Genomic DNA, 25,597 nt, shown 5'->3' on the forward strand with positions numbered 1-25,597 from the left:
GACGTCTGAGCGGAGCATCAGCGATGCGTGCCGCTCAAGTGGCGATCAGTGGGCGAATCCGCCGCGATCGTGCTCGTACGAGATGCCGACGAGCGCGATGATGCCGAGCACGGCACCGAACGGGAAGATCCACCAGCCCATGGCGATGCCGTAGAACGAGACGGCACCGGCAGCGGCACAGACGATCGGCCACCAGCTCCACGGGCTGAAGAAGCCGTAGTCGGCATCCGCATCCGAGATCTCGGCGGTCTCGGTGTCCTGGGGCTGACGGCCGACGCGACGGTCGGTCAGCCACAGGTACACGCCGATCATGATCGACATGACGCCCACGAGGAGGAGGGCCGGGAAGCCCACCATCTCGTTGAAATGGGTGACGAAGCCGTAGATGACAGCCATGATCATGAAGAAGATGCCGCAGTAGACGAAGAGATTGATCGAAGCCTTCACTTGGCAGCACCTCCGGTGAGCTGAGGTTCAGCGTGGCCGTGTCCGGCGTATTCGAGAAGCTCAGGATGGTTGACGTCGAATGCCGGACGCTCCGAACGGATGCGGGGCAGCGACGTGAAGTTGTGGCGCGGGGGCGGGCACGAGGTCGCCCATTCGAGCGAACCGCCGTAGCCCCACGGGTCGTCGACGGTGACCTTCGGCGCATTGCGCGCCGTGATCCACACGTTCCAGAAGAACGGAACCATCGAGAGACCGAGCAGCATCGCGCCGACCGTCGACACCTGGTTCATCCAGGTGAAGCCGTCCTGCGGCAGGTAGTCCGCGTAACGACGGGGCATGCCGTCGACACCGAGCCAGTGCTGGACGAGGAAGGTGCCGTGGAAGCCGATGAACAGCATCCAGAAGTGGATGTGTCCGAGCTTCTCGTTGAGCATCTTGCCCGTCCACTTCGGCCACCAGAAGTAGAAGCCGGCGAACATCGCGAACACGACCGTGCCGAAGACGACGTAGTGGAAGTGCGCGACGACGAAGTACGAGTCCGACACCGACTGGTCGAGCGCCGGGCTGGCGAGGATGACGCCCGTGAGACCACCGAAGAGGAAGGTCACGAGGAAGCCGATCGCCCACACCATGGGTGTCTCGAACGTGATCGAGCCTCGCCACATCGTGCCGATCCAGTTGAAGAACTTCACACCGGTCGGAATCGCGATGAGCATCGTCATGAAGGCGAAGAACGGCAGCGCCACCACGCCGGTGACGTACATGTGGTGCGCCCACACGGTCACGGACAGGGCCGCGATCGAGATCGTCGCGAAGACGAGCTCCTTGTAGCCGAACACCGGTTTTCGACTGAAGACAGGGATGATCTCCGTGATGATGCCGAAGAACGGCAGGGCGATGACGTAGACCTCCGGATGCCCGAAGAACCAGAACAGGTGCTGCCAGAGTATCGGTCCGCCGTTGCCCGGACTGAACACATGCGAGCCCAGGATGCGGTCGGAGGCGAGGACGAGCAGGGCCGCAGCCAGGGGCTGGAAGGCCATGAGCACGAGGATGCCGGTGATGAGGACGTTCCAGCTGAAGATCGGCATGCGGAACATCGTCATGCCCGGGGCGCGCATCGTGATGATCGTCGTGATGAAGTTGACCGAGCCGAGGATCGTGCCGAAGCCCTGCAGCGCGAGGCCGAGGACCCAGAGATTGCCGCCGGCGCCTGGTGTGAATGTCGTATTGCTCAATGGCGCATAGGCTGTCCACCCGAATGCCGCCGCACCCTGCGGGGTGAGGAAGCCCGACAGCGCGACGAGGCTGCCGAAGAGGTAGAGCCAGAAGGCGAACGCGTTGAGTCGCGGGAACGCCACGTCGGGCGCACCGATCTGCAGCGGCATGATGACGTTCGCGAATCCGGCGAAGAGCGGGGTGGCGAACATCAGCAGCATGAGCGTGCCGTGCATGGTGAACAGCTGGTTGTACTGTTCCTTCGTCTCCACGATCTGCATTCCGGGCTCGAAGAGCTCGAGACGGATGATGAGCGCCATCACGCCGCCGATGCAGAAGAAGAAGAACGAGCCGATCAGATACATGTACCCGATGGTCTTGTGATCCGTCGACGTGATCCAGTCGACGATGATCTTGCCCTTGCTCCGGGGTACGACCGGAGCGTCGAGAGCCGGTTTCTCAGCTGTCGCGGTCATTCTTGAGCACCTTCTTTCGGGTACCAGTTGCGATCGTACTCAGGCCCGAGCTGACCGGTGTTGCCCTGATCAGCCAGAGACTGCGTGTACTCGTCGAACTCCGCCTGCGAGACGACCTTGACGTTGAAGAGCATCTCGGAGTGGTATTCACCGCAGAGTTCGGCACACTTGCCGACGAAGTCGCCTTCCTTCTCGGCACGCAGATACAGGCTCTGGTCGTTGCCGGGGATCATGTCGCGCTTCTCGAGGAAGGCGGGGACCCAGAAGGAGTGGATGACGTCACGCGAGTGGAGCTTGATCTCCAGATCGGTGTTGACGGGGAGATAGAGAGTGGGGGCGTTCTCGCCCGGTGCTGCGGTGCCGTCCAGCGGCACCTGCGTGCCGGCGTAGTAGACGTCCTGGTTGACGTAGTTGAAGTCCCACGCCCACTGCTTGGCGGCCACCTCGATGACCTGGGTGCCCGGGGTCCGGTCGTCGGTCGTCTTCGCCATGACCTGGACGTTCTGGAAGAAGAATCCGAGGACGAGGATGACGGGGGTCACCGTGAAGAGGATCTCGATGGGCATGCTGTAGCGCATCTGCACCGGCAGGCCGCGATCGTTCTTGCGGCGACGGTAGGCGACGATGGCCCACAGGATCAGACCCCAGACGATGAGCCCCACGATCATCGAAGCGATCCACGCCCCGTTCCACAGCGAGGTGTAGGCCTCGGTGTGGTTGGTCGCGCCCTTCGACTCAAGGGGGAAGAAACCGTTGGCAATCTGCTCTTTCGTACATCCCGAGAGCAACACCGGCAGAACCACGGCGCCCAGAATGCCGAGCCGCTTCGCCCAGGACCGGCGCGGTCCTGGCTGATTCGGAGAATCCACGTGCAGCCTTTCACAACCATCTTCGCCGTTCGGCAGGCCGAAAGACGAGTACGTACTTTGTCATCTAACAGACTACCGCTACACACGGTAGAAATTCACATGCAGATGTTCATTTGTTGAGAATTCGCTGAGCACGATTGCCGCGGAGCGCGGATTCTAGGCGCGCGGCGTAGTCGAGACCGCTGATCTCCGACACGCCGAGGGTCGCCAGATGTGGTGTCTGCCACTGTGTGTCGATGAGCCAATCGGGACCATCGTCCGAGGTGGCGCCGTCGGTTCGGGAGCCGCCTGCGACCCGCGCCGCATCTGGTTCCTGCTCGCCGTCGAGGAGGGCGACGAGGTGGACGAGTGCGGCCTTCGAGGCGTCGCGATCACGGTGGAACATCGACTCCCCGGCGAAGAGGGATCCGATGGCGACGCCGTAGAGTCCGCCGACGAGGCGGCCGTCCCGGCGCACCTCGATCGAATGCGCCCAGCCGTCGTCGAAGAGGCCCTCGTAGAGGCCGATGATCTCCCGGGTGATCCAGCCGCCGGGACGGCTCGGTTCGGCGCAGGCGCGGATGACCTCGCCGAAGGATTCGTCGACGGTGAACTCGAATCCGCGCAGCGACTTGCGCAGACTCTTGCTCACCTTGAGGTCGCCGGGCAGGAGGACACCGCGACGGCGCGGGCCCCACCACCCCATGCGACCGCTGCCGCCGCGGCCGATGCCCATCGGGAAGAGTCCGGCACGATATGCGGAAAGGACCTGGCGATCTGTGGCCGTCGTCGTGACGGCGCGCAGATCCTCCAGGTCCATTTCGTCAGTGCTGCGGTGCGGCTGCCGGGTCGGCGGTTCCGCTCAGTGGAACGAGTCGCCGCAGGCGCACGATCCGCCCGCATTCGGGTTGTCGATCGTGAAGCCCTGCTTCTCGATGGTGTCGGAGAAGTCGATGGTCGAGCCGTTGAGGTAGGGCACGCTCATCCGGTCGACGATGACCTCGACGCCGTCGAAGTCGCGCACGGCATCCCCGTCGAGGTGACGCTCGTCGAAGTAGAGCTGGTAGATCAGACCTGAGCAGCCGCCGGGCTGGACGGCCACGCGCAGGCGCAGATCGTCACGGCCCTCCTGCTGCAGGAGGCTGCGCACCTTGTCCGCTGCGGTCGTCGAGAGTTCGACCTCGTGCGTGGCAGTGGCTTCGTTCGTCGCTGTCATTGGTACTCCTTCATTGTTCCTGGGCCCAGGCTACACCGCGTTCAACGCGGATCATCCGGGACCTATTCCCCCGCGTGCCGAAATCCTCGGCGCTCACTCCTGCGCTGCCGTGTCCTGCGCCTTGTCGCCGGTGCCGAGACCCTGACGTCCGAGAGCGTCGAGGAGGAGCGCCTCGGCGACGATCGCGGCCTTGAAGTCGGGCAGGTAGAGGGATTCGTTGGCGCTGTGGGCCCGGGCATCGGGGTCCTCGACGCCGGTGACGAGGATCGAGGCCTGCGGGAAGACCTCGAGGAGGTCGGCGATGAACGGGATCGAGCCGCCGATGCCCATCGTCACCGCCTCGGTCCCCCACGCCTCGGTGAGCGCGACCCGGGCGACCCGGACGGCGGGATCGTCGAGGTCGGCCTGCCAGGGGCTGCCGCCCTCGGTCGCCCCGATGCTCAGGGTCGCGCCGAAGGGCAGATTGTCCTCGAGGTGCTTCGTCACCGCCGCGACCGCGCTCTCCGGGGTGTCCCCGGGGGCGAGGCGGATGGAGAGCTTCGCCCGCAGACTCGGCTGCAGGGTGTTCGAGGAGACGTCGACGTCGGGGATGTCGAGGCCGATGACGGTGATCGACGGCTGCGTCCACATCCGCGAGGCCAGGCTCCCGGTGCCGATGAGCGCGGTGCCGGGCAGGACACCGGAGTCCTCCCGGACCGTGGCCTCGGCGTAGTCGATCGGGGATTCGGGCACCGCGGCGAGTCCGGCCACCGCGACCGCACCGTCGTCGTCGTGGAGGCTCGCGAGCACCTTCGTCATCGCGAGCATCGCATCGGGCACCACTCCCCCGTACATGCCCGAATGCACGGCGTGGTCGAGCGTGGAGACCTCGAATTCGAGGGCGCACATCCCGCGCAGGCTCGTCGTCAGGGCCGGGGTGCCGGCAGCCCAGTTGCTCGAGTCGGCGACGACGATGACGTCGGCGGCGAGCTTGTCGCGGTGGCGTTCGAGGAAGTTCCGGAAGCTCGGGCTGCCCGCCTCCTCCTCCCCTTCGATGAAGAGGCGTACCCCGACGCCGAGGCGGTCGGCGAGCAGCCGCAGCGCCGTGAGGTGGACCATGATCCCGGCCTTGTCGTCGGCGGCGCCGCGACCGTAGAGACGGTCCCCCTTCCGCGTCGCGACGAACGGCTCGGTGTCCCACGCCTCGTCGCGGCCGGGCGGCTGGACGTCGTGATGGGCGTAGAGGAGCACCGTGGGTGCGCCCGCAGGCGCAGGCGCCGAGGCGACGACGGCGGGGTAGCCGGGGGTGCCGTCCGCGGTATCGGCGGTGAGGATCTCGACGTCGAGGCCGAGGTCGCGGGCGAGGGCGGCGACCGCCTCGGCGTTGGCCGTGACCGCAGCGGGATCGAAGCTCGGCCAGGCCACGGACGGGATCGCCACGAGGTCGGTGAGCGTGTCGAGGATGTCGTCGAAGATCTCGTCGACGCGGGTGTGCAGGGAGGCGCCGTCAAGCGCGGAAGTCGATTCGGTCATGGTCCAACGGTAGTATTGAAAGGGTGTTCGGAAGCAAAAAGACTCACGAGGACAACGACTCCTCCACGACGCCAGACGACGACCTCACCGCAGGCGAGGCCAGCCCTCGTGATGCGGAAGCGAAGAAGGGACGTCCCACCCCCAAGCGCAGCCAGCAGGAATCGATGCGGCGCCAGCCGCTGGTCTCGAAGGATCGCAAGGTGGCGAACCAGCGGGCCAAGGAGCAGCAGCGCAAGGAGCGCGACCGGGCGCGTATCGGCATGATGAACGGTGAGGAGAAGTACCTCACCCGCCGTGACCGGGGCCCGCAGCGCCGCTACGTCCGCGATTTCGTCGACGCCCGCTTCTCGATCGGGGAGCTCTTCATCCCCGCCGCGATCCTCATCCTCGTCGTCGCCTTCACCCAGCCCGTGGCGATCCAGCAGTACTTCACGTACGCGGTGTGGGGTCTGCTCGCGCTCGTCATCCTCGACGGCTTCATCCTCAACTACATCCTCAAGGGACGCCTGCGGGCGAAGTTCGGCACGGTCGAGCGCGGCCTGCCGTTCTACGCGGTCATGCGCAGCGTCCAGCTGCGGCCGCTGCGCATGCCCAAGCCGCAGGTCAAGCGCCGCCAGTACCCCGAGTGAGCAGGCGGGTCCGCCCGCCGGAGCGGATGATCCGGCCGGGCCAGAACGGGCCCGAGTAGATCATCTCCGAATAGACCTGAACGAGATCGGCGCCCGCTGCCAGGCGGGCGTCGACGTCGTTTCCGTCGCCGATGCCGCCGACGGAGACGATCGTCAGCTCCCCGCTCACCGTCGCGGCCACGAGGAGGAGCACCTCGAGGGAGCGCGGGGCCAGGGGGCGCCCGGAGATGCCGCCGGCCTGGGAGCGGGCGAACTCGGCCTCCGGACCGGTGAGCACATCGCGGTCGATCGTCGTGTTCGTCACGATGAGACCGTCGGCGCCGGTGCGCACCGCGAGGTCGCAGATGTCGACGACGTCCTCGTCGGAGAGGTCCGGGGCGATCTTGACGAGCAGCGGGACGTGACCGAGGGTCGACCGGGGCGTGGCCACCACCTCGGCGGCGGCCTCTTTGACCGCGGTGATGATCGGTTCGAGGCTCGCCACGGACTGGAGGTCGCGCAGACCGGGGGTGTTCGGGGAGCTGACGTTGATGACGAGGTAGTCGGCCAGCGGGGCGAGCTCCCGGGTCGAGGCGACGTAGTCGGCGACCGCCTCGGCGGCCGGCACGACCTTCGTCTTGCCGATGTTGACGCCGATGATCGGACGCTGCCGGGCGGGCAGCGCGGTCAGGGCGCGACGCTGGGCGGTGATGTTGAACGACGCCTGCCGGGCCCCGTCGTTGTTGAACCCCATCCGGTTGAGCAGTGCGCGGTTGCGCAGCAGCCGGAAGAGCCGCGGCCGCTCATTGCCCGGCTGGGCGTGGGCGGTGATCGTGCCGACTTCGATGTGCCCGAAGCCCAGCGCCGACAGCGCGCGGATGCCGACGCCGTTCTTGTCGAAGCCGGCGGCCAGGCCCACCCGGTTGGGGAAGGGGAGGCCGAGGACCTCGACGGGGGCGCTGGTGCCCCGGGCGACGACGAGGCGCAGCAGCCGGCCGAGCAGCGGGATCCGGTCGAGGATCCGGAGGGCGGAGAACGAGAGATGGTGCGCGCGCTCGGCGTCCATCGGGCGGAAGACGAGAGAGAAGATGAGTCGGTACACGCCTCAACAATAGGCCAGCGCCCGGCGCCCGCCGTGCTCCGAACACGACCTCGGCGGGTTTTGCGACTAGGATCGAGACAACGCTCAACGACGAAGAAAGGGATTCCATGCCCGGTGCCACCACCCCCAGCAGCTACGCTTCGACGACCCCCACGAAGGTGAGTGCAGCCGTCCTCGTCCTCGGCGTGGCCGACGGCTCGGTCCGCGGCCTCGACTCCGCGAAGACGGTGCGCACCGCTGTCGACGACGCGGCCCGGGCCATCGAGTTCACCGGGAAGGCCGGATCCACCGCGCGCATCCCCGCGCCGAAGGGCGTGACCGCCGAGAGCATCCTCCTCGTTGGTCTCGGCGACATCGACGCAGCGAGCGCCGGCGACGATGCCGCGGCCGCGAACGAAGTCCTGCGCCGGGCCGCCGGTGCCGCACTGCGCGCACTCTCGGGCGCCTCCTCGATCGCCGTGGCTCTGCCCGTCGACTCCCCCGCCGCCGTCGAAGCCGTCACCGTCGGGGCCGCCCTCGGTGCCTACCGCTTCACGACGTACCGCTCCGGAGACGACGACCGCGTGCCCGGCCCCGTCACGGTGCTCGGCCCGAAGGGCAAGACGTACGCAGCGGCCCACGAAGCCGGCACGATCATCGCCGCGGCGACGAACGCCGCCCGCGACCTCGTCAACACGCCCCCGCTCGACCTCTACCCGGAGTCGTTCGCCCAGCTCGTCAAGGACCAGGCGAAGTCGCGCAAGGTCAAGGTCACCGTGCTCGGTGAGAAGGAACTTGCCGCCGGCGGCTACGGCGGACTCATCGGCGTCGGTCAGGGGTCGACCCGCGGACCGCGCCTCGTCAAGGTCGAGTACAGCCCGAAGAAGGCCCGCCGTCACATCAGCTTCGTCGGCAAGGGCATCACCTTCGACTCCGGCGGTCTCTCCCTCAAGCCGGCCGCGAGCATGGAGGACATGAAGTCCGATATGGCCGGGGCCGCCGCCGTCGTCGAGGCGGTCTTCGCGATCGCCGACCTCGGACTGCCCGTCCGCGCCACCGCGTGGCTGCCGCTCGCCGAGAACATGCCCGGCTCCTCTGCGCAGCGTCCCTCGGACGTGCTCACCATGCGCAGCGGCAAGACCGTCGAGGTGACGAACACCGACGCCGAGGGCCGCCTCGTCCTCGCCGACGCGCTCACCGACGCCGGGGCGGAGAACCCCGACCTCCTCATCGACGTCGCCACCCTGACCGGTGCGCAGATCGTCGCCCTCGGCAACCGCACCTCCGGGGTCATGGGCACTCCCGCGGCCCGCACGACGGTCGCCGAACGGGCCGCCGTGGCCGGTGAGGACGTCTGGCCGATGCCGATCCCCGAAGAGCTGCTCTCCGGTTTCGACTCGACCGCCGCCGATCTCAAGAACTCCGGTCCGCGCCCCGGCGGCATGCTCGCCGCCGCCGCCTTCCTCCAGGAGTTCGTCGCCGATGACGCCGAATGGGCGCACATCGACATCGCCGGACCGAGCTTCAACACCGGTTCGGCCTTCGGCTACACCCCGGCCGCGGCGACCGGTGCCGCTGTGCGCACGCTCGTCGAGATCGCCCGCGACGCCGACTGACCAGCATCCCCGCGCCTGACCCCGGTCGCAGAGCTCTGCGTCCGGGGTGGGTCGGGAGTGATGCTCCCCACCTGTGGCGCAACAGACACCGTTTGCTTTCGCCCCTGGCGAGAAAAGTGGAAAGATAAGAGGGAAAGCTGCCCTTGGCAGGCTTGACCACAGCTACGAGGAGTAATCCGTGAGTGACGCATTGACCTATGACCTTGTCGTCCTCGGCGGCGGACCCGGCGGCTATGCCGCTGCTCTGCGCGCCGCAGAACTCGATATGAAGGTCGCCCTCATCGAACAGGACAAGGTTGGCGGGACGTGCCTGCACCGCGGCTGTGTGCCGACCAAGGCGCTCCTCCACACCGCGGAGATCGCCGATGCCGCGAAGGACTCGGAGACGTTCGGCGTGCAGGCGGAGTTCAAGGGCATCGACATCGACAAGGTGCTCGACTACAAGAACAACGTCATCAACCGCAACTACAAGGGTCTCCAGGGCCTCGTCAAGGCCCGCGGCATCGACACCTACATCGGCAAGGGCAAGCTCGTCGGTGAGGACACCGTCGAGGTCACCGGCGACGACGAGCACTACACCCTCAAGGGCAAGAACATCATCCTCGCCACCGGTTCGACGTCGAAGACCATCGGCCTCGACGTCACCGACCGGGTCATCACCTCCACCGAGGCCCTGCAGCTGGCGACCGTGCCGAAGTCGGTCATCGTCCTCGGCGGCGGCGTCATCGGCGTCGAGTTCGCCAGCGTGTGGAACTCCTACGGTGCCGACGTCACGATCGTCGAGGGCCTGCCCCACCTCGTGGCCAACGAGGACGAATCGATCTCGAAGGCGCTCGAGCGCGCATTCAAGAAGCGCAAGATCAACTTCAAGCTCGGCGTCATGTTCAAGGGCGTCGAGGAGACCGCCGACGGCGTCAAGGTGACGCTTGAGGACGGCACCACGCTTGAGGCCGAGTACCTCCTCGTCGCCGTCGGACGCGGTCCCGTGACCGAGGGCCTCGGCTTCGAGGAACAGGGCATTCCGATGGATCGCGGCTTCGTCCTCGCCAACGAGCGCCTGCACACCGGGGTCGGCAACATCTACGCGATCGGCGACATCGTCCCGGGCCTCCAGCTCGCCCACCGCGGGTTCGGTCAGGGCATCTTCGTCGCCGAGGAGATCGCCGGCCTCAACCCGGCACCGATCGTCGAGAGCGGCATCCCGCGTGTCACGTACTGCGAACCGGAGATCTTCTCCGTCGGGCTCTCGGCGAAGCAGGCGGAGGAGAAGTACGGCGCGGACAACGTCGAGACGCTCGAGTACAACCTCGGCGGCAACGGCAAGTCGGTCATCCTCAACACGACCGGCTTCATCAAGGTCATCCGGGAGAAGGACGGCCCGGTCGTCGGCATCCACGGCATCGGCGCGCGTCTCAGTGAGCAGGCGGGCGAAGCACAGCTCATCGTCAACTGGGAGGCTTTCCCTGAGGAAGTCGCACAGCTCATCCATGCGCACCCGACGCAGAATGAGGCGATCGGCGAGGCTCACCTGGCCGCCGCCGGCAAACCCCTGCACTTCCACTCATAAGATCCGAGGAGACGAAAGACATGTCGAATTCCGTTCAGATGCCGGCTCTCGGTGAGTCGGTGACCGAAGGTACAGTCACCCGGTGGCTGAAGTCCGTCGGCGACACCGTCGAGGTCGACGAGCCCCTGCTCGAGGTCTCGACCGACAAGGTCGATACGGAGATTCCGAGCCCCTTTGCCGGTGTGCTCGAGAAGATCCTCGCCGACGAGGACGATGTCGTCGAGGTCGGTGGCGATCTCGCGTACATCGGCGACGGCAGCGATTCCGGATCCGCCGAGGTGGCTCCCGAGGAGGAGCCGGCGAGCGAGGCGGCCGAGGAGTCGGCTCCCGCCGAGGAGAAGTCCGAGGATGAGGCTCCGGCCGAGGACACCAGCTCGTCGTCCGAGTCCGAGAAGACCGAGACGTCCGCAGAGTCCGCGCCCGCCGCTGACTCGCAGTCGTCGTCCGGTGAGGGCACCGAGGTGACGATGCCGGCGCTCGGCGAATCCGTCACCGAGGGCACTGTGACCCGCTGGCTCAAGGAAGTCGGCGAAGAGGTCGAGGTCGACGAGCCGCTCCTCGAGGTCTCGACCGACAAGGTCGACACTGAGGTCCCCTCCCCCGTCGCCGGTGTCGTCCAGGCGCACCTCGCCGAGGAGGACGAGACCGTCGAGGTCGGCGCTCCCCTGGCGCGCATCGGTTCGGGAGCTCCGGCCGAGTCGGCCCCCGCCGCCGAGGAACCGAAGCAGGAGGAAGCTCCTAAGGAGGAGGCTCCCAAGGAGCAGCCGAAGGAAGAGGAAGCTCCGAAGGAAGAGGAAGCTCCGAAGGAAGAGCCGAAGCAGGAGGAAGCTCCCAAGGAGGAAGCTCCGAAGCAGGAGACGACCTCTGCCTCGGCCCCGGCAGCGCAGTCGGCTGCCGCCGCGCAGTCCGCTCCGGCGAAGTCGGAATCGGCACCGGCGAAGTCCGAGTCGGCAGCGGCTGACACCGTCGGAGAGAACTCCGCGTACGTCACGCCGCTCGTGCGTCGTCTCGCCAAGGACGAGGGCGTCGACCTCTCGACCGTCACCGGCACCGGAGTCGGCGGCCGCATCCGCAAGCAGGACGTCATCGCCGCAGCGGCGAACCGTCCTGCCGCAGGATCGTCGGCCCCCGCACCGGCTGCCTCCGGCGAAGCGAAGAAGCCGTTCACGCTCGAGATCCCGGAGGAGGCTGCGAAGCTTCGCGGCACCACCGAGAAGGCCTCGCGCATCCGCCAGACCATTGCGAAGCGGATGAGCGAATCGCTCGAGGTCTCGGCACAGCTCACGCAGGTCATCGAGGTCGACATGACGCGGGTGGCGAAGCTGCGCAAGGCGAACAAGGACGCGTTCCTCGACAAGCACGGCGTCAAGCTCACCTACCTGCCGTTCTTCGCGAAGGCGATCGTCGAGGCGCTCAAGCAGCACCCGAAGGTCAACGCCCAGTACGATCTCGAGTCCCAGGAGATCACGTACTTCGACCACGAGAACCTCGCGGTCGCAGTCGACACTCCGCGTGGTCTGCTCGTGCCGGTCGTCAAGGACGCCGGGGATCTCAGCATCGCGGGCCTCGCCAAGGCCATCGACGATGTCGCCGATCGCACCCGCAACAACAAGATCATGCCGGACGAGCTGTCGGGCGGCACCTTCACGGTGACGAACATCGGCTCCGTGGGTGCGCTCTTCGACACGCCGATCATCAACCAGCCGCAGATGGGCATCATCGGCACCGGTGCGATCGTGCGTCGCCCGATCGTCGTCAAGACCGCTGACGGCGAGGAGTCGATCGCGATCCGCGACATGGTCTACCTTCCGCTCACCTACAACCACCAGCTGGTCGACGGTGCGGATGCGGGACGCTTCCTGCAGACGATCAAGGCGCGTCTCGAGGACGGCAACTTCGAGGCCGACCTCGAACTCTGAGGCACCGCGATCTCAGCAGCCCGCAGGGGGCCGGTCATCGACCGGCCCCCTGCGGCATTCACGCCTCGGCCACCTCGGCGATCCGCCATTGCCCGGCATGCCGGCCGAGCGTGACGACGACGTCCTTCGCGTCGAACGTCTCCTCCTCGCCCCCGCTCTCCGCCGTCGTCGTCATCGTGGCGGTGACGACGATCTCCGCGTCCGACTGCGACTCGACGACGACATCGGTGACAGTGATCGTGTACGTCCCGCCGGAGTACGCGGCGAGGTCGATGAGCTCATCGGCTGCCGCCGCCGTCGATCCGGGCACCGTGAGCCCGGCCAGCCCCTCACCGTCACCGGCTCCGAGCGCCCGTGCGCGTTCGGCGCAGAGTTCGCCGAGGCGCTCGGCGACGGCCGTGTCACTGAGCGGCTGAGCTCTCCCACCCCCGTCCGCGCTCTCCGCGGCGGGGTCGTCGGCGGCGACCGGCGAGGGCGCCTCGTCCTCACCGGCCGACCACGCGCGGACCATGAGCACTCCGCCGAGGAGCACGACGACCATCGCGGCCCCCAGCGCGGCGCGCCTGGCCCACGGCGAGGTCACGGCAGCGCTGAACAGGGCGACCGCCGAGGCGGTGGCGCGTCCCCGTGTCCGCCCGCGTCCGCGGGTGCCGGGGCTGCGATCGCCTGTACGGCGACCGTCAGTGCCGCGACCGCCGGTACGGCGACTGCCGGTGTGACGGCGGGTCAGGGCGGCCGCGTCGCCGCGGCCCTCGGCGCCCTCGCCGCGCCGACTCGAGCGCGAGCGCAGAGCGGCCACCGTCGACAGCCCTCGCCGCGACGACCCGGGGCCGGCTCCCTCCCCCGGATCCGACTCGGGAGGGATGCGGTCCGGGGCCGTCCGGGGCGTGGTCGCGCGCAGGCGGGCCGTCAGGGCCAGCGCCGGATCGAGATCACGGGAAGCCGGGACGAGCGGAAGCACGGCAGGAGTGCCGAGGCGACCGAGCCGCGGAGTCACCTCGGCGATGACGGCCGGCAGGGAATCGTGCGCTGCGGGACTCGACTCGTCGAGGAGATCGGTGACGAGGGCCTGCAGCTCGGCGCTGCACGACTCGAGGGCGACGCCGACGGGCAGGAGGCTCTCGGTCCACGGCACCCCGTGGAGGGCGTGATAGAGCAGCTCCCCCACCGCGCGCCGAACCGGGGTCTCCAAGGCGCGGCGCACGCCGGGGATGACCCGCGGACGTCCCGCGGCGTCGAGTCCGAAGCACGCGAGGCTGAGCCGCTCGGTCGCGGCGTCGACCTCGGCGAGTTCGGCGAAGACGCCGCGCAGCAGGGTGTGCGCTTCGGCCTCCGTGAGACCGTGGAAGGCGCGGACGACGTCGATGACGAGGCCCCCGGGCAGGACCGGGACGAGGAGCAGCCTCGCCTCCCCGGTCGGGAGGATGACCTCGGCCGTTCCGAGCACTCCGGCATCGGCGGCCGGGTCATCGGCGTGCGCGTCGGCACTGCGGGTCCGGTCTCCGCCGACGACACCCCAGCGGGTCTCCCCCGTGTCGTCGCCGACGCGATGAATGTCGTCGGCGATCGTCGCTTCGAAGTGCCATGTCATAGTTCGTCATCCCCGTCAATGACTGTGAATGCTTTTCGATGTCATTTGATGATGAATGATGCACTCTGATAAGTCAATGGCAGACCTGTGGAGAACGTGTCGAGGGTCATGGGGAGATGAATTGAACACCCCGGTCAACGGGCATAGTCTGGACACATGCCACTGGCCACAGAGATTCTGGGTTTCGCGCCGGTCTTCTCGGACTATCGCACCACGTGGGACCTGCAGAAGAAGTATCACGAAGACGTGCTCGCCGGGAACAGGGAGTCGACGATCCTGCTCCTCGAACACCCCCCGGTCTACACTGCCGGCAAGCGCACGGAGGACCACGAACGCCCGACCGATGGCACCGAGGTCATCGACGTCGACCGCGGCGGCAAGATCACCTGGCACGGCCCGGGTCAGCTCGTCGCCTACTTCATCTACCGGCTCAACGATCCCAAAGAGGTCCGCCTCTTCGTCGCTCAGCTCGAGGATTCGATGATCCGCCTGCTCAGCGAGTACGGCATCGAGGCCACGACGATCGAGGGCCGCGCGGGCGTGTGGATCCTCGGCGACGGCGCCCGCCGTGACCGCAAGATCGGGGCGATCGGCATCCGCATCCACGACGGCGTGACGATGCACGGTCTCGCCCTCAACTGCAGCAACGACCTCGGCGCCTACGAATCGATCATCGCCTGCGGCATCACCGATGCCGACACGACCACCATCAGTGCCGAACTCGGCCGGACCGTGACGCCCGAAGAGGTCGCCCCCCGGCTCGACGAGATCCTGCACGAGACCATCACCGCTTAGGAGAACCGACGTGACGATCGCACCCGAAGGCCGCCGCATGCTCCGTGTCGAGGCACGGAACTCGGAGACGCCGATCGAGGAGAAGCCGGCCTGGATCAAGGCGAAGGCCCACATCGGACCGGAGTACACCTCCCTGAAGTCCCTCGTGCGCAAACAGGACCTCCACACCGTCTGCGAGGAGGCCGGCTGCCCGAACATCTTCGAATGCTGGGAGGACCGCGAGGCGACCTTCCTCATCGGCGGTGAGCAGTGCACCCGCCGCTGCGACTTCTGTCAGATCGACACCGGCCGCCCCGCCGACTTCGACGCCGACGAGCCGCGCCGCGTCGCCGCCTCGGTGGGCGAGATGGGCCTGCGCTACTCGACGATCACCGGCGTGGCCCGCGACGACCTGCCCGACGGCGGTGCGTGGCTCTACGCCGAGACGGTCCGCCAGATCCACGACCTCGACTACGTCGACGGCCGCGGCACCGGGGTCGAACTCCTCATCCCCGACTTCAACGCGAAGCCCGACCAGCTCGCCGAGGTGTTCTCCTCCCGGCCGGAGGTGCTCGCCCACAATGTCGAGACGGTGCCGCGCATCTTCAAGCGGATCCGCCCGGCCTTCCGCTACGAGCGCTCCCTGTCGGTGATCACCCAGGCCCGCGAGGCCGGACTCATCACGAAGTCGAACCTCATCCTCGGCATGGGCGAGACGAACGACGAGATCATCTCCGCACTCCAGGACCTCCACGACGCCGGGTGCGACCTCATCACGATCACCCAGTACCTGCGCCCGTCCCCGCGCCACCATCCCGTCACCCGCTGGGTCAAGCCCGCCGACTTCGTCATGCTCCGCGACGCCGCCGAGGAGATCGGGTTCCTCGGAGTCATGTCCGGTCCGCTCGTGCGCTCGTCGTACCGCGCCGGTCGCCTCTGGGCCACGGCGATGCGCCACCGCGGCGAGGAGATCCCCGCCCACCTCGCGCATCTCGACAAGCACACCCCGGCCAAGCAGGAGGCGCAGGCCGTTGTGGATATGTTCGGCGCAGGCGAAGAGGTAGACTTGTCTGCTGAGCAATGAGTGGTTCCGCGGGCCTGTCCTCGGGACCCGTCGGCCCGTCAAGAGCAAGTGAGAGAATGAGCGAAGAACCGCGCAAGGGACTGTTCCGTCGCAAGCCGAAGGATCCGAACAAGAAGCCGGGCCGTCTGGCGCAGATGCGTCAGGTCTACGAGCTCGCCGCGAAGCACAACAAGGCGACCCCGTGGCTCCTGGCAGCCGCTGTCGTGGGCTTCACGCTCCTCGGCCTGCTCGCCGGACTCGTCTTCGGCGGGGCCGTGTTCACGACGATCCTCGGTCTCATGGTCGGTCTGCTGCTCGGCATGTTCATGCTCGGCCGCTTCGCTGAGACCGCGGCGTTCGCGCAGATGGAGGGCCAGCCCGGTGCCTTCGGCGCGGTCCTCAACACCGCGCGTCGCGGCTACCTCATGGACGAGAAGCCGATCGCCATCGACCCGAAGAGCCGCGACCTCGTGTTCCGCTCGACGGGTCGGTCCGGTGTCGTGCTGCTCAGTGAGGGACCGAAGGCCCGCAGCGCGAAGCTGCTCGCCAAGGAGAAGAAGCGCCACGAGCGCATCCTCCCCAACGTCCCCGTCCACACCCTCCAGGGCGGCAATGAGGACGGCCAGCTGCAGATGAAGCAGGTCGTCTCGACCGTCCACAAGCTGCCCCGCAAGCTCAATCGCGCCGAGGTGCTCGCCGTGCGCAACCGCCTCTCCGCCCTGGGCACCCAGGGCACGCGTCCGCCGATCCCCAAGGGCATCGACCCGAACAAGGCGCGCCCCAACCACAAGGCGATGCGCGGACGCTGATCGGCGCTCCCGAGAACGACAGCGGCCCCGTCACCGGAATCCTGGTGACGGGGCCGCTGTCGTTCTCGCCTGCCGTCTGCTCAGCGGCGGAGGATCACCGTCTTCGCCGCGAGGTCGTGGAGACCGCGGTGGTCGCGGTCGAAGATGAGCGCGGGAATGACGAGGACGACGAGGACAGACCGGATGAGGGCGGGCACGAATCCCGGGACGCGGCCGTCGAGGCGGCGCACCTCGATCCCGAAGATCCGATGGCCGACGGTGTAGCCGAGGGTCGAGACGAGGAGGATGTTCGCCAGGAGGAAGATGCCCGGGGCGAGGAACGGGTTGGTCGAGTCGAAGAGACCGGCGATCGCCAGGCACATGAACCAGTCGACCATGAGGGCGAGCAGGCGCTTCCACGCCGGTGCCACCGCATGGCGGCCGGTCTCCGGGAGGCCGAGTCGGCGTCCGGGCCAGTCACCCTCGTCTCGGCTGGTCTGTGGTCCCTGCAGCCAGGACCCGAGGTCGTCGCGATTGATCACTCCCCCAGGGTACCGAAGTCGTCCCTGAGTGAATCATCAGGAAACATCCCCGAAACATGACTGTCATCACGGCTTCACCGAGCACGAACTAGGATGGATCTCGGTCACGAAGAACCGACCATACGTCTAACTAGGAGACCTAAGTGTTCTCGTCTGCTGAAGAACTCGTCAACTACATCGCGGAGAACGACGTGCGTTTCGTCGATGTCCGCTTCTGCGACCTGCCCGGTGTCGTCCAGCACTTCAACCTTCCCGCCGCCTCGTACGGTGTGGATGAGATCACCGAAGGTCTCCTCTTCGACGGGTCCTCGATCACAGGCTTCCAGGGCATCCACGAATCTGACATGAAGCTCCTCGCCGATGTCGCCTCGGCGTTCATCGACCCCTACCGGGAGGCGAAGACGCTCGTCGTCACGCACTCGATCGTCGACCCCTTCACCGACGAGCCCTACTCCCGTGACCCCCGCCAGGTTGCGGCGAAGGCGGAGAAGTACCTGCAGAGCACCGGCATCGCCGACACCGTCTACTACGGCGCCGAGGCCGAGTTCTACATGTTCGACTCGATCCGCTACCAGAACACCCCCGGCCACAGCTTCTACGAGGTCAACTCGATCGAAGCGGCGTGGAACACCGGCGCGCAGGAGCCCGAGGGCAACCTCGGCTACAAGACGCCCTACAAGGGCGGCTACTTCCCCGTCTCCCCGCAGGACAAGTTCGCCGACATCCGCGACGAGATGTCGATGACGCTCGAGGAGATCGGCTTCGAGATGGAGCGCGCCCACCACGAGGTCGGCACGGCCGGGCAGCAGGAGATCAACTACAAGTTCAACACCCTCCAGCACGCCGCTGACCAGCTCCTCGACTTCAAGTACGTCGTGAAGAACACCGCCGACGAGTACGGCAAGACCGTCACCTTCATGCCCAAGCCCCTCTTCGGCGACAACGGGTCGGGCATGCACTGCCACCAGTCGCTGTGGAAGAACGGTGAACCGCTGTTCTACGACGAGAACGGCTACGCGGGTCTCTCCGACCTCGCCCGCTGGTACATCGGCGGCCTCATCGAGCACGCCGGCGCCGTCCTCGCGTTCACGAACCCGACGATCAACTCCTACCGCCGGCTCGTGCCCGGCTACGAGGCGCCCGTCAACCTCGTCTACTCGGCGCGCAACCGCTCGGCCGCCATCCGCATCCCGGTGACCGGCTCCTCGCCGAAGGCCAAGCGCCTCGAGTTCCGTGTGCCCGACCCGTCGAGCAACCCCTATCTCGCGTTCTCCGCGCAGCTCATGGCCGGACTCGACGGCATCCGCAACCGGATCGAACCGCCGGAGCCGATCGACAAGGACCTCTACGAGCTGCCCCCGGAGGAGGCCAAGGACATCAAGCTCGTCCCGGCCTCCCTCGACGAGGCGCTCGACGAGCTCGAGAAGGATCACGACTTCCTCACCGCCGGTGACGTCTTCACCCCTGACCTCATCGAGACGTGGATCAGGATCAAGCGCGAGAACGAGATCGACGTCGCGCGTCTGCGTCCGACTCCGACCGAGTTCGAGCTCTACTACTCGATCTGACCCGACCGGCGGACCATTCCCCAGGGAATCGGCTCGCAGGGAATACAGTGGGGGCGTCACCGGTTTCTCCGGTGGCGCCCCCGCTGCGTTCCTGCCGGAACCCTCTCGCGCGGGCGCACGGCATCGACATCACCATCTGCGAGGACGGACTATGACGCATTACGATCTGCTGCTCATCGGCACGGGCTCGGGGAACATGTTCCTCGACAAGAGGTTCGCGGGACTGAAGACCGCGATCGCCGAGGAATGGCATTTCGGGGGCACGTGCCTCAATGTCGGGTGCATCCCGACGAAGATGTTCGTCTATCCGGCCACCATCGCGGAGGAGGCCGCACACGCCCGTCGCTACGACGTCGAGGCCGCGTTCGAGGGCGTCGACTGGTCGGCTCTGCAGGAGCGCATCTTCTCCCGCGTCGACGCGATCGAGGCCGGCGGTCGGGAGTACAGGTCGGGCGATCGTCAGCCGAACAACACCGTCATCCCCGAGCACGTCCGCTTCGTCGATGAGAAGACCGTGGTCACCGCCTCGGGTGAGGAGATCACCGCGGACCGGATCGTCATCGCCGCCGGGGCCGCGCCCACTCTCCCGGACACCCCCGGGCTCGATCCGGCGCGGGTCGACACTCCGGGCTACCCGATCGTCACCTCGAATTCGATCATGCGTCTGCCGGAGCAGCCGAAGCGGCTGGCGATCGTCGGCTCCGGCGTCATCGCCATGGAGTTCGCCCACATCTTCGCAAGCTTCGGCACCGAGGTCACCGTCATCGCCCGCGGACCCCGGCTGCTCCAGGACCTCGACGGCACCGCCTCGGCGGAGTTCACGACGATCTTCACCGCCGACCACAACGTCATCCTCGGGGCCCAGCCTGCCGCCTTCCGCCTCGGCGACGGGGAGGGCGCACCGGTGACGATCGACCTCGAGCCCAGCGGTCGGGTCGACGACGTCGACATTCCCGCCGCGGTCGACGCCGACATCGTCCTCATCGCCATCGGTCGCCACCCGAACACCGCTGGCCTCGACGCCGCCGAGGTCGGCTACGATCTCACCCCCGACGGCAGGCTCGTCGTCGACGCGTTCCAACGCGTCTATGCCGGCGGAGAACCCGTCCCCGGGGTCTTCGCCCTCGGCGACATCAGTTCCGAGCACCAGCTCAAGCACGTGGCCAACCACGAGGCCCGGGTCGTCGGCGACAACCTCGTCGTCGACGTCGCCGCCGGAGCCCCCGGGGCCGCGGCGGAGGATGCGCTCGAGCGCACCAGCCACAAGGCCGTGCCGGCTGCGGTCTTCACCTCCCCGCAGGTCGCGACCGTGGGCATGACCGAGGACGAAGCCCGGCTGGCCGGACACGACGTCACCGTCAAGGTCCAGCAGTACTCCGATGTCGCCTACGGGTGGGCGATGGCCGACGATCCCGGGATCGTCAAGGTCATCGCCGACCGGGATTCCCGGCTCATCCTCGGTGCGCAGATCGTCGGGGCCGAGGCGTCGATGATCATCCAGCCGCTCATCCAGGCGATGGCCTTCGATCAGCCCGCCGACGAGGTGGCTCGGGGCCAGTACTGGATCCACCCGGCGCTGCCCGAGGTCATCGAGAACGCCCTGCTCGGACTCGAGTTCACGCCTCGCTGACCCCAGCACCACGGGTCCCGACTCGATCTGCGCCCGCGGCGGATCAGAACCCGTAGAAGCGCTGCTCCATGACCGCGCGGGCGTGACGGGTCGCCCGCAGGTAGTCGTCTTCGAGCTCGCGACCCCCGCCGGCGGGATAGCCGAGCAGCCGCGCCGTCGCCTCGAGCTCCGAGTGCTCGTCGGGCAGCGCTGCGGCGGTGCGGCCGCGGAAGAGCATGACGGCCGAGCGGACATTCGTCGCCAGCTGCCAGGCCGCGACGAGTTCAGCGGCGTCCTCGACGGGGATGAGGCCCTCCTGCGCAGCGACGTCGAGGGCACCCAGCGTCGAGGTCGTCCGGAGGCCGGGAACCGTGTGGGCGTGCTGGAGCTGGAGGAGCTGGACCGTCCACTCGACGTCGGAGAGACTGCCTCGGCCGAGCTTGAGGTGTCGGCGTTTGTCCGCTCCCTTCGGCAGCCGCTCGTCCTCCATCCGCGCCTTGAGGGTGCGGACCTGGGTGAGCGCCTTCGACGGCATCTCCGCCGGGTAGCGCAGCGGGTCGATGAGCGCGGTGAAGTCGTCCCTGAGCCCCGCGTCGCCGGCCATCGGCCGCGCCCGCAGCAGGGCCTGGGCCTCCCACGGCTGCGACCACTTCGCATAGTAGGACTCATAGGAGGCAAACGTGCGCACGAGCGGACCGTTCTTCCCCTCGGGTCGCAGATCCGCGTCGAGCTCGATGCCGCGGGCGCCTTCGCTGGCCTTGAGCCGGGAGCTCAGCTGCAGGGCGACCTTGGTGACGTGCTTGGCGAGCTTCGCGCGGGCCTCGGCGTCGAGGTCGTCGGACACCGCGCGGTAGACGAACATCGCGTCCGCATCGGAGAAGTACCCGATCTCCCGGCCGCCCCACCGTCCCATCGCGACGACGGCGAACTCGTACTCCGGCACCGAGGCGTCGTCGAGGTCGAGGCGCACGGCGCGCAGGGCGCCGTCGACGGTGAGGTCCATGAGGTCGGAGAGGTCGCCGGGCACCGCGGCGCGGTCGCCGACGTCGAGGACGTCGCGCAGTGCGATCCGCAGCAGTTCGCGACTGTAGGTCTCACGGATCCGGGTGATCGCCTCGGCGCCGTGGCGGTGGAGCAGGCCGTCGACCTCGGCGGCGAGTACCTGCTGATCGCGCGCGGCGAGACTGGCGTAGTCGTCGAGCCACGCGACCGCTGCCGGCTGGCGGAGGAGGAGTTCGGTGGCGTAGCCGGAGAGCGTGAGCACCTCGGCGACGGACTTCGCGGCGAGCCCGGAGTCGCGGAGCATCTTGAGGAACCAGCCCGAGGACGAGAGCGAATCGGTGAGCCGGCGGAAGGAGAGCAGGGCCGCATCGGGGTCGACGCCGTCGGAGAACCAGTCGAGGAGCGCCGGCAGCACCTGTTTGATGACGAGTGCGGTGCGCGACATCCCCGTGGTCAGGGACTTGATGTGGCCGAGCGCTCCCTGCGGGTCGCGGTAGCCGAACGCGCGGAGGCGGTCGGCGGCCGCCTTGAGGCTCGTTCCGCGGTGGTGGGCGTCGACGACCTCGCCGTGGATGCCGACGGCGGCGTCGAGGATCGGTCGGTAGAAGATCTGCTCGTGGAGCCGGGTGACCTGTTTGGCGAAGTCGCGCCGGTTCTCCTCGAGCCGGGTGCCGGTGCGCGAGCCGGAGGGGAAGACGGAGCGGGCGAGGGTCCGCAGCTTCGCCTCGTCGTCGGGGATGAGGGCGTTGCGCAGCATCCGCGGGATCTGCACCCGGTGTTCGACGACGCGCATGAACCGGTAGGCCGAGGAGAACACGAGGGCGTCGTCGAGGCCGATGTACCCGTGCTCCCCGAGCTCGTCGAGGGCACGCAGGGTGTTCGGCGAGCGGATCTCGTCATCGCTCTGCCCGTGGACGAGCTGGAGGAGCTGCGCGGAGAACTCGACGTCGCGCAGTCCCCCGCGGCCGAGCTTGATCTGCCTCGGCGCCTCCGCGGCGGGGATGAGGTCGACGACACGACGGCGCATCGCCCGGATGCCGTCGATGAAGCCCTCCCGCCCGGCGGCCTCCCAGACCAGCGGTGAGAGGGTCTCGGTGAACGCGGCGCCGACCGCGGGGTCGCCGGCGACCGCCCGGGCCTTGAGGAGGGCCTGGAACTCCCAGTTCTTCGCGATGTCGGTGTAGTAGTGCTCGAACTCCGAGAGCGTGCGCACGAGCGCCCCGGCCTTGCCTTCGGGCCGCAGGGCGGTGTCGAGCTCCCAGAGGGCCGGTTCGGCACCGGGGTCGGAGAGGATCGAGCGCATCCGCTGGGCCACCTCGGTGGCCAGTGTCCGCTGCTCCTCGGTCGCCTCGGAGTCCTGGACGAAGACGACGTCGACGTCGGAGACGTAGTTGAGCTCCCGCGCCCCGGTCTTGCCGAGCGCGATGACCGCCATGCGCACGGTCGACTCCGGGTCGAGTTCGGCCCGGGCGATCGCCTGGGCGGTCTCGATCGCCGCGGCGGCGAGATCGGAGAGCACCGCGGTGACGAGGTCGACGATCTGCTCGGGCTGATCGGAGTAGAGGTCATCGGCGACGAGCCGCAGCAGCACGTCGCGGTAGGCCCGCCGCATCCGCGCGATCCCCTCGTTGCCCGTCCGGGCGGCCACCGGAGCGTCGGAGTCAGGATCGGCGCCGACGGATTCGAGCAGGGTCGCCCGCAGCGCACTCGCCGAGGCCTGCGGGGTCGAGATCATCAGGTACGGGGAGCGCTCGAGGAGCAGCGGCAGCGAATCCGGATGCCGCACGAGGTGGTCGACCATCGCCTCCGAGGTGCCGAAGACCCCGAGCAGGCGGGCGAGCATCGGCCGGTCGAGCTCGTCCTCGGCGACCGTGCCCGTGCCGTCGACCCGGGCCGCGTCCACGAAACGCTCGATCCCGCTCGCCGCCGCCTCGGCGCCGGCGGATGAACCCTCCCTCGCCACGGCGCCGGCGGATGAACCCGCCCCCGCCTCGGCGGTCGTCGTCTCCGGCCCCGGGACGTCGGTGTCGGTCGCCGCATTCTTCTCAGCGTCCTTCTCGGCCTCCTCGAGGACCCGGAGGAGACCGAGCGCGCCGGCGTGCGGATCCGGTGTGGCCTCGAGGAGATCGACGAAGCGGGAATCCGTGGCCAGGGGCTGGCCGAGAAGGCCGTCGATGTCGCCGAGGAAGCGATTCGCCGAGGCGGTCGTCGCCGGGGTGCGGGAGGTCAGGCGCGCCATGGGATCACATCGACGAGAAGTGCTTGCTGAGCTCGTACGGGGTCACCTGAGCGCGGTAGCCGTCCCATTCCTGTCGCTTGTTGCGGAGGAAGAAGTCGAAGACCTCTTCGCCGAGGGTCTCGGCGACGAGGTCGGAGCCCTCCATGATCTCGAGCGCCTCGGCGAGGCTCGCGGGGAGGGCGCGGATGCCCATCGCCCGGCGTTCGGTGTCCGAGAGCAGCCAGACATTGTCCTCGGCCTCCTCCGGCAGCTTGTAGTCCTCTTCGATCCCCTTGAGCCCGGCGGCGAGGAGCAGCGCGTAGGACAGGTACGGGTTCGCCGAGGAGTCGAGGCCGCGGTACTCGACACGGGCCGAGGACGATTTGCCGGAGTTGTACTGCGGGACCCGCACGAGCGCGGACCGGTTCCGGTGTCCCCAGCAGATGTAGGAGGGGGCTTCGTGACCGGTCCACAGGCGCTTGTAGGAGTTGACGAACTGGTTCGTCACGGCCGTGATCTCCGCCGCGTGGTGGAGCAGACCGGCGATGAACTGGCGTCCGATCTTCGAGAGCTGATAGGTCGCACCCGGTTCGAAGAACGCGTTGTTCTCCCCCTCGAAGAGGGACACGTGGGTGTGCATGCCGTTGCCCGGGTGGTCGGCGAGCGGCTTGGGCATGAACGAGGCGTAGACGCCCTGGGCGATCGCGACCTCCTTGATGACCGAGCGGAAGGTCATGATGTTGTCGGCCATCGTCAGCGCATCGGCGTAGCGCAGATCGATCTCGTTCTGTCCCGGACCCGCCTCGTGGTGGGAGAACTCGACCGAGAGGCCCATCGCCTCGAGCATCGTCACCGCCGAGCGCCGGAAGTCGTTCGCGGTCCCGCCGTTGACGTGGTCGAAGTATCCGGCGGTGTCGACGGGCACCGGGGCGCCGAGCGTGCCGTTGCCGAGGTCGAGGTTGCCGGATCGGAAGAGGTAGAACTCCATCTCGGGGTGGACGTAGAAGGTGAAGCCCTTCTTCGCGGCGCTCTCCAGCGTGCGCTTGAGGACGTAGCGAGGGTCGGCCTTCGCCGGTTCCCCGCCGGGCACGTGGATGTCGCAGAACATCCGGCCCGTCGGCTCCGTCTCCCCGCGCCACGGCAGCAGGGAGAACGTCGACGGATCGGGCTTGAGGACCATATCGGCCTCATAGACCCGGGAGAGCCCCTCGACCGCCGACCCGTCGAAGCCGATGCCCTCGGAGAACGCGCCTTCGAGTTCGGCGGGGACGACGGCCACGGACTTCAGCCCGCCGAGGACGTCGGTGAACCACAGCCGGATGAACCGGACGTCACGGTCCTCGACGGTGCGGAGGACGAACTCTTCCTGCTTCGACATCGATCAGCCGTTCCACTTCTCGTCAGCTTCGTTCCACTCCTCGTTGCGCTTCTTCGCCTGCTCGAGGGCGTCGCGGGCCTCTGCCTCGGTGTCGTAGGGGCCCATGCGGTGGGTCCAATCGCTGACGAGCCCCTGCTCGACCTCACCGGTCGCGGTGTTGAAGTACCACTTCGAGTTCGCTTCGTCGATATCCTTGAACAGTCCCATGACAGGCCTTTCGTCGTCGGTGAGATGATGCCCTGACACCGGCCAGCTTACCGGTTCGCGGGCCTCCTGACAGGGAGTTCGCCGAGGTGTCGGCCGGTGACCGTTGCCGGTTCCCCGGAGTGCCCCGGCGGCTGCGAGGGGTCCACCGAGGATGCCTCGAGGTGGTACCAGTTCCGCGGATTTCCCCATTCTTTCGCATGGTGGACAACCGATTCCGCAAGATTGATGACGAAATGGGCACGTAAAGGTTTGCCTCGCGAACCTTCACGAGCTTAGAGTGAGATGTACCCTCGGTCGCTGCCCCGCAGAGCCGAATCTGTCCCGTCCCATGGGGCGCCATGAAAGAAGG

At 67.8% G+C, this 25,597-nt stretch carries 21 protein-coding genes; 9 read left to right on the forward strand and 12 right to left on the reverse strand.

What is annotated here, in order from left to right:
- Window positions 1-45 precede the first annotated feature (45 nt).
- From ABD154_RS15545 to ABD154_RS15570, 6 genes are all read right to left on the reverse strand, one after another.
- The gene (locus ABD154_RS15545) at window positions 46-447 is read right to left on the reverse strand and encodes a cytochrome c oxidase subunit 4 (protein WP_198498743.1); all 402 of its coding nucleotides are present in this window, start codon (window positions 445-447) and stop codon (window positions 46-48) included.
- Window positions 444-2,141: an aa3-type cytochrome oxidase subunit I gene (gene ctaD, locus ABD154_RS15550; RefSeq protein ID WP_198498742.1), complete on the reverse strand. Its 1,698-nt coding sequence runs from the start codon at window positions 2,139-2,141 to the stop codon at window positions 444-446. The genes ABD154_RS15545 and ctaD overlap by 4 nt, the downstream gene beginning before the upstream one ends.
- Window positions 2,138-3,010, reverse strand: coding sequence for an aa3-type cytochrome oxidase subunit II (ctaC, locus tag ABD154_RS15555; RefSeq protein ID WP_198498741.1), 873 nt, complete (start codon window positions 3,008-3,010; stop codon window positions 2,138-2,140). Before ctaC ends, ctaD begins: the two co-directional genes overlap by 4 nt.
- A 109-nt stretch (window positions 3,011-3,119) precedes the next feature.
- Window positions 3,120-3,809: a leucyl/phenylalanyl-tRNA--protein transferase gene (locus tag ABD154_RS15560; RefSeq protein ID WP_198498740.1), complete on the reverse strand. Its 690-nt coding sequence runs from the start codon at window positions 3,807-3,809 to the stop codon at window positions 3,120-3,122.
- Window positions 3,810-3,851: 42 nt separating this feature from the next.
- On the reverse strand, window positions 3,852-4,205 hold the full coding sequence (locus ABD154_RS15565) for a HesB/IscA family protein (protein ID WP_140955028.1): 354 nt from the start codon (window positions 4,203-4,205) through the stop codon (window positions 3,852-3,854).
- Between the two features lie 93 nt (window positions 4,206-4,298).
- The gene (locus tag ABD154_RS15570; RefSeq protein ID WP_198498739.1) at window positions 4,299-5,717 is read right to left on the reverse strand and encodes a M20/M25/M40 family metallo-hydrolase; all 1,419 of its coding nucleotides are present in this window, start codon (window positions 5,715-5,717) and stop codon (window positions 4,299-4,301) included.
- Between the two features lie 23 nt (window positions 5,718-5,740).
- On the opposite strand from ABD154_RS15570, the gene ABD154_RS15575 reads away from it, so the two are divergent.
- Window positions 5,741-6,346 carry a DUF3043 domain-containing protein gene (locus ABD154_RS15575; protein ID WP_137826132.1) on the forward strand — a complete coding sequence of 202 codons (606 nt, stop codon included), beginning with the start codon at window positions 5,741-5,743 and terminating at the stop codon, window positions 6,344-6,346.
- Here the strand turns inward: ABD154_RS15575 and ABD154_RS15580 are convergent.
- Window positions 6,321-7,427: a quinone-dependent dihydroorotate dehydrogenase gene (locus tag ABD154_RS15580; protein ID WP_198498738.1), complete on the reverse strand. Its 1,107-nt coding sequence runs from the start codon at window positions 7,425-7,427 to the stop codon at window positions 6,321-6,323. The genes ABD154_RS15575 and ABD154_RS15580 overlap by 26 nt on opposite strands.
- A 107-nt stretch (window positions 7,428-7,534) precedes the next feature.
- On the opposite strand from ABD154_RS15580, the gene ABD154_RS15585 reads away from it, so the two are divergent.
- The 3 genes from ABD154_RS15585 (at window position 7,535) to sucB (ending at window position 12,508) form a co-directional block, all read left to right on the forward strand.
- Window positions 7,535-9,022 carry a leucyl aminopeptidase gene (locus tag ABD154_RS15585; RefSeq protein WP_198498737.1) on the forward strand — a complete coding sequence of 496 codons (1,488 nt, stop codon included), beginning with the start codon at window positions 7,535-7,537 and terminating at the stop codon, window positions 9,020-9,022.
- A gap of 178 nt (window positions 9,023-9,200) precedes the next feature.
- Complete coding sequence (gene lpdA / locus ABD154_RS15590) at window positions 9,201-10,589, forward strand: dihydrolipoyl dehydrogenase (RefSeq protein ID WP_137826129.1); 1,389 nt, start codon at window positions 9,201-9,203, stop codon at window positions 10,587-10,589.
- A gap of 20 nt (window positions 10,590-10,609) precedes the next feature.
- Window positions 10,610-12,508, forward strand: coding sequence for a 2-oxoglutarate dehydrogenase, E2 component, dihydrolipoamide succinyltransferase (gene sucB / locus ABD154_RS15595; RefSeq protein ID WP_198498736.1), 1,899 nt, complete (start codon window positions 10,610-10,612; stop codon window positions 12,506-12,508).
- Between the two features lie 58 nt (window positions 12,509-12,566).
- Here sucB and ABD154_RS15600 read toward each other — a convergent pair whose 3' ends face one another.
- Entirely contained in the window at window positions 12,567-14,099 is a 1,533-nt protein-coding gene (locus ABD154_RS15600; RefSeq protein WP_198498735.1) for a hypothetical protein, read from the reverse strand.
- Window positions 14,100-14,255: 156 nt separating this feature from the next.
- Between ABD154_RS15600 and lipB the strand changes: the two genes are divergently transcribed.
- From lipB to ABD154_RS15615, 3 genes are read left to right on the forward strand one after another with little or no spacing between them, the layout of a single operon-like run.
- Window positions 14,256-14,894, forward strand: a complete 639-nt coding sequence (gene lipB, locus ABD154_RS15605) for a lipoyl(octanoyl) transferase LipB (RefSeq protein ID WP_198498734.1) — start codon at window positions 14,256-14,258, stop codon at window positions 14,892-14,894.
- A 10-nt stretch (window positions 14,895-14,904) separates the two neighbouring features.
- Complete coding sequence (gene lipA / locus ABD154_RS15610) at window positions 14,905-15,957, forward strand: lipoyl synthase (RefSeq protein WP_137826125.1); 1,053 nt, start codon at window positions 14,905-14,907, stop codon at window positions 15,955-15,957.
- A gap of 56 nt (window positions 15,958-16,013) precedes the next feature.
- The gene (locus tag ABD154_RS15615; protein ID WP_198498733.1) at window positions 16,014-16,745 is read left to right on the forward strand and encodes a DUF4191 domain-containing protein; all 732 of its coding nucleotides are present in this window, start codon (window positions 16,014-16,016) and stop codon (window positions 16,743-16,745) included.
- Between the two features lie 80 nt (window positions 16,746-16,825).
- On the opposite strand, the gene ABD154_RS15620 is transcribed toward ABD154_RS15615, so the two are convergent.
- On the reverse strand, window positions 16,826-17,266 hold the full coding sequence (locus ABD154_RS15620) for an RDD family protein (protein WP_198498732.1): 441 nt from the start codon (window positions 17,264-17,266) through the stop codon (window positions 16,826-16,828).
- 143 nt (window positions 17,267-17,409) lie between these two features.
- Between ABD154_RS15620 and glnA (ABD154_RS15625) the strand changes: the two genes are divergently transcribed.
- Window positions 17,410-18,834 (forward strand): type I glutamate--ammonia ligase, encoded by a 1,425-nt coding sequence (gene glnA / locus ABD154_RS15625; protein WP_198498731.1) that lies wholly within the window; start codon window positions 17,410-17,412, stop codon window positions 18,832-18,834.
- 151 nt (window positions 18,835-18,985) lie between these two features.
- Window positions 18,986-20,464, forward strand: a complete 1,479-nt coding sequence (locus ABD154_RS15630) for a mycothione reductase (protein WP_198498730.1) — start codon at window positions 18,986-18,988, stop codon at window positions 20,462-20,464.
- A gap of 43 nt (window positions 20,465-20,507) precedes the next feature.
- Here ABD154_RS15630 and ABD154_RS15635 read toward each other — a convergent pair whose 3' ends face one another.
- From ABD154_RS15635 to ABD154_RS15645, 3 genes are read right to left on the reverse strand one after another with little or no spacing between them, the layout of a single operon-like run.
- On the reverse strand, window positions 20,508-23,684 hold the full coding sequence (locus ABD154_RS15635) for a bifunctional [glutamine synthetase] adenylyltransferase/[glutamine synthetase]-adenylyl-L-tyrosine phosphorylase (RefSeq protein WP_232623594.1): 3,177 nt from the start codon (window positions 23,682-23,684) through the stop codon (window positions 20,508-20,510).
- 4 nt (window positions 23,685-23,688) lie between these two features.
- Window positions 23,689-25,041, reverse strand: coding sequence for a type I glutamate--ammonia ligase (glnA, locus tag ABD154_RS15640; protein ID WP_198498729.1), 1,353 nt, complete (start codon window positions 25,039-25,041; stop codon window positions 23,689-23,691).
- A gap of 3 nt (window positions 25,042-25,044) precedes the next feature.
- Window positions 25,045-25,248, reverse strand: a complete 204-nt coding sequence (locus tag ABD154_RS15645; RefSeq protein ID WP_198498728.1) for a hypothetical protein — start codon at window positions 25,246-25,248, stop codon at window positions 25,045-25,047.
- Window positions 25,249-25,597 lie beyond the last annotated feature (349 nt).

The sequence above is a fragment of the Brevibacterium sanguinis genome (genome assembly GCF_039528855.1).
Classification (GTDB): domain Bacteria; phylum Actinomycetota; class Actinomycetes; order Actinomycetales; family Brevibacteriaceae; genus Brevibacterium; species Brevibacterium sanguinis.

Coding starts and splice junctions, on each gene's coding strand:
- ABD154_RS15600 (WP_198498735.1), bottom strand. CDS start 14,099: ATGACATGGCACTTCGAAGCGACGATCGCCGACGACATTCATCGCGTC.
- ABD154_RS15570 (WP_198498739.1), bottom strand. CDS start 5,717: ATGACCGAATCGACTTCCGCGCTTGACGGCGCCTCCCTGCACACCCGC.
- ABD154_RS15585 (WP_198498737.1), top strand. CDS start 7,535: ATGCCCGGTGCCACCACCCCCAGCAGCTACGCTTCGACGACCCCCACG.
- ABD154_RS15565 (WP_140955028.1), bottom strand. CDS start 4,205: ATGACAGCGACGAACGAAGCCACTGCCACGCACGAGGTCGAACTCTCG.
- ABD154_RS15630 (WP_198498730.1), top strand. CDS start 18,986: ATGACGCATTACGATCTGCTGCTCATCGGCACGGGCTCGGGGAACATG.
- lipB (WP_198498734.1), top strand. CDS start 14,256: ATGCCACTGGCCACAGAGATTCTGGGTTTCGCGCCGGTCTTCTCGGAC.
- ABD154_RS15615 (WP_198498733.1), top strand. CDS start 16,014: ATGAGCGAAGAACCGCGCAAGGGACTGTTCCGTCGCAAGCCGAAGGAT.
- ABD154_RS15635 (WP_232623594.1), bottom strand. CDS start 23,684: ATGGCGCGCCTGACCTCCCGCACCCCGGCGACGACCGCCTCGGCGAAT.
- ctaD (WP_198498742.1), bottom strand. CDS start 2,141: ATGACCGCGACAGCTGAGAAACCGGCTCTCGACGCTCCGGTCGTACCC.
- ABD154_RS15645 (WP_198498728.1), bottom strand. CDS start 25,248: ATGGGACTGTTCAAGGATATCGACGAAGCGAACTCGAAGTGGTACTTC.
- glnA (WP_198498729.1), bottom strand. CDS start 25,041: ATGTCGAAGCAGGAAGAGTTCGTCCTCCGCACCGTCGAGGACCGTGAC.
- sucB (WP_198498736.1), top strand. CDS start 10,610: ATGTCGAATTCCGTTCAGATGCCGGCTCTCGGTGAGTCGGTGACCGAA.
- ABD154_RS15560 (WP_198498740.1), bottom strand. CDS start 3,809: ATGGACCTGGAGGATCTGCGCGCCGTCACGACGACGGCCACAGATCGC.